Source organism: Rhodospirillales bacterium (genome assembly GCA_016872535.1).
Classification (GTDB): domain Bacteria; phylum Pseudomonadota; class Alphaproteobacteria; order Rhodospirillales; family 2-12-FULL-67-15; genus 2-12-FULL-67-15.
The window spans coordinates 1-4,244 of sequence record VGZQ01000134.1; the positions used below are offsets into that span (position 1 = coordinate 1).

3 protein-coding genes are annotated in these 4,244 nt (G+C 72.5%); 1 reads left to right on the forward strand and 2 read right to left on the reverse strand.

Annotated elements, in window-relative coordinates; genetic code table 11:
- The coding region (locus FJ311_15920; GenBank protein MBM3952921.1) for a DUF3426 domain-containing protein at positions 1-851 on the forward strand (851 nt) is incomplete at its 5' end.
- A gap of 79 nt (positions 852-930) precedes the next feature.
- On the opposite strand, the gene FJ311_15925 is transcribed toward FJ311_15920, so the two are convergent.
- Positions 931-3,492: a TIGR02302 family protein gene (locus FJ311_15925; GenBank protein ID MBM3952922.1), complete on the reverse strand. Its 2,562-nt coding sequence runs from the start codon at positions 3,490-3,492 to the stop codon at positions 931-933.
- A 16-nt stretch (positions 3,493-3,508) separates the two neighbouring features.
- The coding region (locus FJ311_15930; protein MBM3952923.1) for a hypothetical protein at positions 3,509-4,244 on the reverse strand (736 nt) is incomplete at its 5' end.

The window sequence follows — 4,244 nt, forward strand, 5'->3', positions numbered from 1 at the left end:
CGCCCCCGCCTCCCCCGCCGCCGCCCGCGCCGGAACCGGCGGCGGCGCCTAAGGAAGAGAAGGCGCTAAATCAATCCGAACTCGACGCCCTGTTCGGGGCTTCGCCGCCGGCGCCGCCCGCTTCGGCGGCGGACTCCAAGGCCGCGCCGGCACCCGAACCCGCCGCGGAAGAACTGAGTCCGGAAGAACTCGACAAGATGATGGCGCAGCCGGAACCGGAAACGGTGGTCGGCTCGGTCGCCGAGGTTTCCGACGACAAGGCGGGTGAACCGCCGATCGACATCGAGAGCTTGCCCGAGCCGGAACCGATTCCCGGCGCGCTCGCGCCCGACGAGGGCGCCCAGGTCAAGGGGAGCCGGCGCGGCTGGATCGGCCCGATCGCCGCCATTGTCGTGCTCGTCCTGTTCATCGGCGCGGGCGCCGGGTTTTACTTCGCCCGCGCCACGGTGATGCGCATGGTGCCGATGACCAAGGAGATTTATTCCCTGCTCGGCCTGCGCGCCGAGGCGCTCGGCGCCGGGCTCGACATCCGCAGCGTGGTTTCGGAGCGCGTCAACGAGGGCGGCACCGAGGTGCTCTCCGTGCGCGGCGTGGTCGCCAACATCTCGACGGTCGAACGGTCGGTGCCGCACCTGCGCGTCATTCTGTACGACGCCAACAACCGGGGCATTCAATCGGCCGACCTGGCGCCGTCCGTGGCGCGGCTGCCGGCGGGCGGCGAGATGGGCTTCCGGGTGGCCTTGCGCGATCCGTCGCCGCTCGCGCGAAGGCTCGAAGTCACGTTCGTCGAGGGCACGCTCAACCCGGACGGCGCGGTGCGGAACGGGTCCGCGCCCCCCAAGGCGAACTGAAGGGCGAGGCCACGGGCGAAAGCGCGGGGCAGCGGACGAGACGAACTCCGCGCGCGCCAAGCCGCCCATCGACGCCCGTTCAAAACATCTTCAAGAGCCGGTCGATGTAGTCGCGTTCCAACATCGGCCGGTCGCGTTCGCCCGCGCGCCTTCGCAGCTCGTCCAGGATTTCGCGCGCGCGGAGCCGCTCGCCGCGATCGGGCACCTGCACGTCGCCGCCCGCCGACGCGCCCATGGCGCCCCGGGGCTCGCGCCCGAACGGGTCGCGGTTGATGCCGCGTTCGCCCTGCGGCATCTGGCCGATCTGGCCGGGATCGGCGCCGAAGCGGCGCGCCATTTCGTTGCCGATGCCCTGGATCGCGTCTTGCAGCGCCTGCAGCGCGTCGGTCTGCGGGCCGATCGCGCCCGCCGAATCGCCGCCATCCAGCGCGCCCTCGGCGCGGCGCATGGCGCGCTCGGCGTTGCCGAGGCCCTCGGGGATGCGCCCGAGCATGGAATCCATCTGGCGCATCATTTCGCCCAACATGCGCCGGAGCGCGTTCTGGGCGCGGGCGTCGGCGCGGGCGTCGCCCTCGGCCGAGCCGTCGCCCGGTTGACCCTTACCCGCCTGGCCTTTTCCTTTTTGGCCTTGGCCGCGTTGACCGCGCTGGCCTTCCGCGCCGTCGCGCGAGCGGCGGAACGAGCGGTCCAGCAGCTGCTGCTGGCGGCGCGACATTTCGCGGAGATCGTTCATCATCCGGGCGCCCTTTTGCGCCTCGCCGCCCTGCGGGCGGGAGGCGAGCCCGCGCTGCAGCCCCTGCAGCATGCGCTGCAGTTCGGCGAGCAGTTCCCGGGCCGCGTCCATCTGGCCCATGCGCATCAGTTCGCGCGCTTCCTCCAGCATGCGGTAGAGGTCGGCGGAATCGACCATCTGCATGGTTTCGGGATCGAACGGCACCGGCTCGGCGTCGCCTTCGGCCATGTCCCGGGCCAGCGCCTCGAACAGCTTGTCGAGCGCGCGCTTGATCTCGTCGAGCAGGCGCTCGGCTTCCGGCGTCAGGCCCTGGCCCTCGCGCAGCGCGCGCGCGAGCCGTTCCTGCAGGTCGCGCAAATCGCGCCCGGCGGCGACGAACTTGCCGTCCTCGACCCGGAGCGCCGTTTCCCACAGGATCCTTCGCACCGTGTCGACGGCGCCCGGCGTGCCGTCGTGCACCAGCCGGCCGATGGCCATGCGCAGCGCGAGATACACCACCGTGTCGTGGGCGAAGTGGGCCGGGCGGCCGGAAATCCGCTCCAGCTCCATCACCACGTCCTCGATGGTCGACGGCGACGGGTCGAGCAGGCGCTTGCGCTGCTCGGCCAGCGCGCGCGCGACCGGATGGTTGAAGAAGCGCTCGGGCAGCACCGCGGGAACGGCGTCGCTGACGCCGGTCTGGCCGCGCGCGTCGGTCGCCTCGAGCCGCACGGTCACCGGCGTTCCCGCCCACGGGTGCGCGCTCAAATCGTGCAGGCTGGTGCCCTTGACGGTTATTTTCGGTTCGGCGACCGCGTCGTTCGACGCGCGCGTGGCCGGACCTATTTGGAGGGGTATGCGGATTTCGTCCTCGTCCTTGGTTTCGGCTCTTCTGACGATCGCGTGCGCGGCACTGAGGCCGTAATCGTCGCTCGCCTCGAAATCGATCCTGAGGCGCGCGCCGAACGCGGCCGACGGCGCGGCGGTGAACACGATCTCGGGCGGCGCGTCGGGAATCACGCGGATCGGCCAGCGCCATAGTTCGAGCCGGCCCTTGGCGACGACGATGGCGTCGCCCGCCTCGATCGCGGTTTCGGCCCGCGAACTCGGCTTGGCGCCGGGTTGGACGTCGATCGAGGCGATGGGCGCGAAGGGGCGCTTCGCGCCGCCGACGGCAAGTTCGAGTCCGTCGCCCAGGCCCGTCGCCTGGACCAGGACCGCGCTGCCGGCGGGTACCGCCGGAGCCGATCCGTCCCATTCGCGCGTGAGGAAAATCGGCGCACGCCGGGTGTAGGCGGGCGGCGTGATCCAGGCTTCGAGCGCCAGCGCCGCGGGATCGGTCGCGGCGATGCCCGGGCTGAGCGCGCGCCCGAGCCGGCGGCCGTAATCGTCGTGGCCCGCGAGCAGGCCGACCGCGAGCGCGAGCAGCGCCGCCGCGCGCAACGCCCAACGGTCGCGCGCCGCGACGCCCGGCGCGGGCGCCTTCAGGCTGAGGCCTTGCGCCATCTCCCGCCCGGCGCGGGCCTGGTGCGCCGCCCACAGGATTTGCGCGGCGGGATCGTCGCGGCCGGCGGCGAGACGGTCGGCAACCGCCGTGAGCGGGCGGTGGGCGAGGCGGCTGTCGCGTTCGATGCGCGCGCGGCCGGCGGATTCGGATGCCAGACGCGCGGCGACGAACGCGCGGCGCAGCAATCCCGCGAGCAAGGCGGCGACGCCGACCAGCAACAGGCCGTGCGCCCATTCGGGCAGCAGCGGCAGCGTGTCGGTTCCGGCGAGCCCGAGGAACGCCGCCGCCAGCGCCGCCGCCGGCCACAGGGCGGGCCACAAGCCCTCCCACGACACCACCCAGCGGGCGAGCGCGACCAGGGTCGAGAAACGCCGGGCCGGAGAATCCGGCGCGGATTCGGGTGCGGAATCTTCGGCGCGCATGGGCGCCCAGTTTACTCTAGCGCGCGCGTTTCTGCCGCGACTTTTTCGTCCCGGCCTTGCCGGCCTTGATCCGTCGCGCGCGCGGCTTCGCCGCCGACGGCGCGGCCAGCCATTTCGGCAGCTTTTCGTCGGCGAACAGCTGGGCGGCGGTCTTGCGCGGCTTGACCACCGCGAAGGCGCGGCCGCGGACCAGAACCTCCGCCGCCGGCGGGCGCATGTTGTAGGCGGACGCCATCACCGCGCCGTAGGCGCCGGCGGTGCGGAAGGCGACCAGATCGCCCTCCCGCAAGGGCGGCAAAGCGCGCCCGCGGGCGAAGGTGTCGCCGGTTTCGCAGATCGGGCCGACCACGTCGACCTCGCGCAGCGGCGCGTCCGCGCGCGGCTCGCGCACCGGCCAGATGGCGTGGTAGGCGTCGTAGAGCGAAGGCCGGATCAGGTCGTTCATGCCCGCGTCGACGACGACGAAAGTGCGCGTCGCGCCCTCCTTGACGTAAAGGACGCGCGATACCAGCACGCCCGCGTTGCCGACCAGAAGCCGGCCCGGCTCGAACACCAGCCGGCAGCCGAGATCGCCGAAGATCTCCTTCACCAGCCGGCCGTAGTCGGCCGGCGTGGGCGCCGGCGTTGCCGCGCCGTCGTAAGGGATGCCGAGGCCGCCGCCGAGGTCGAGCCGGTCGATGGCGTGGCCGTCGGCGCGCAGCATGACGATCAGGTCGCGGACCCGGACGAAGGCGTCGCGAAAGGGCGCGAGG

Coding starts and splice junctions, on each gene's coding strand:
- FJ311_15925 (MBM3952922.1), bottom strand. CDS start 3,492: ATGCGCGCCGAAGATTCCGCACCCGAATCCGCGCCGGATTCTCCGGCC.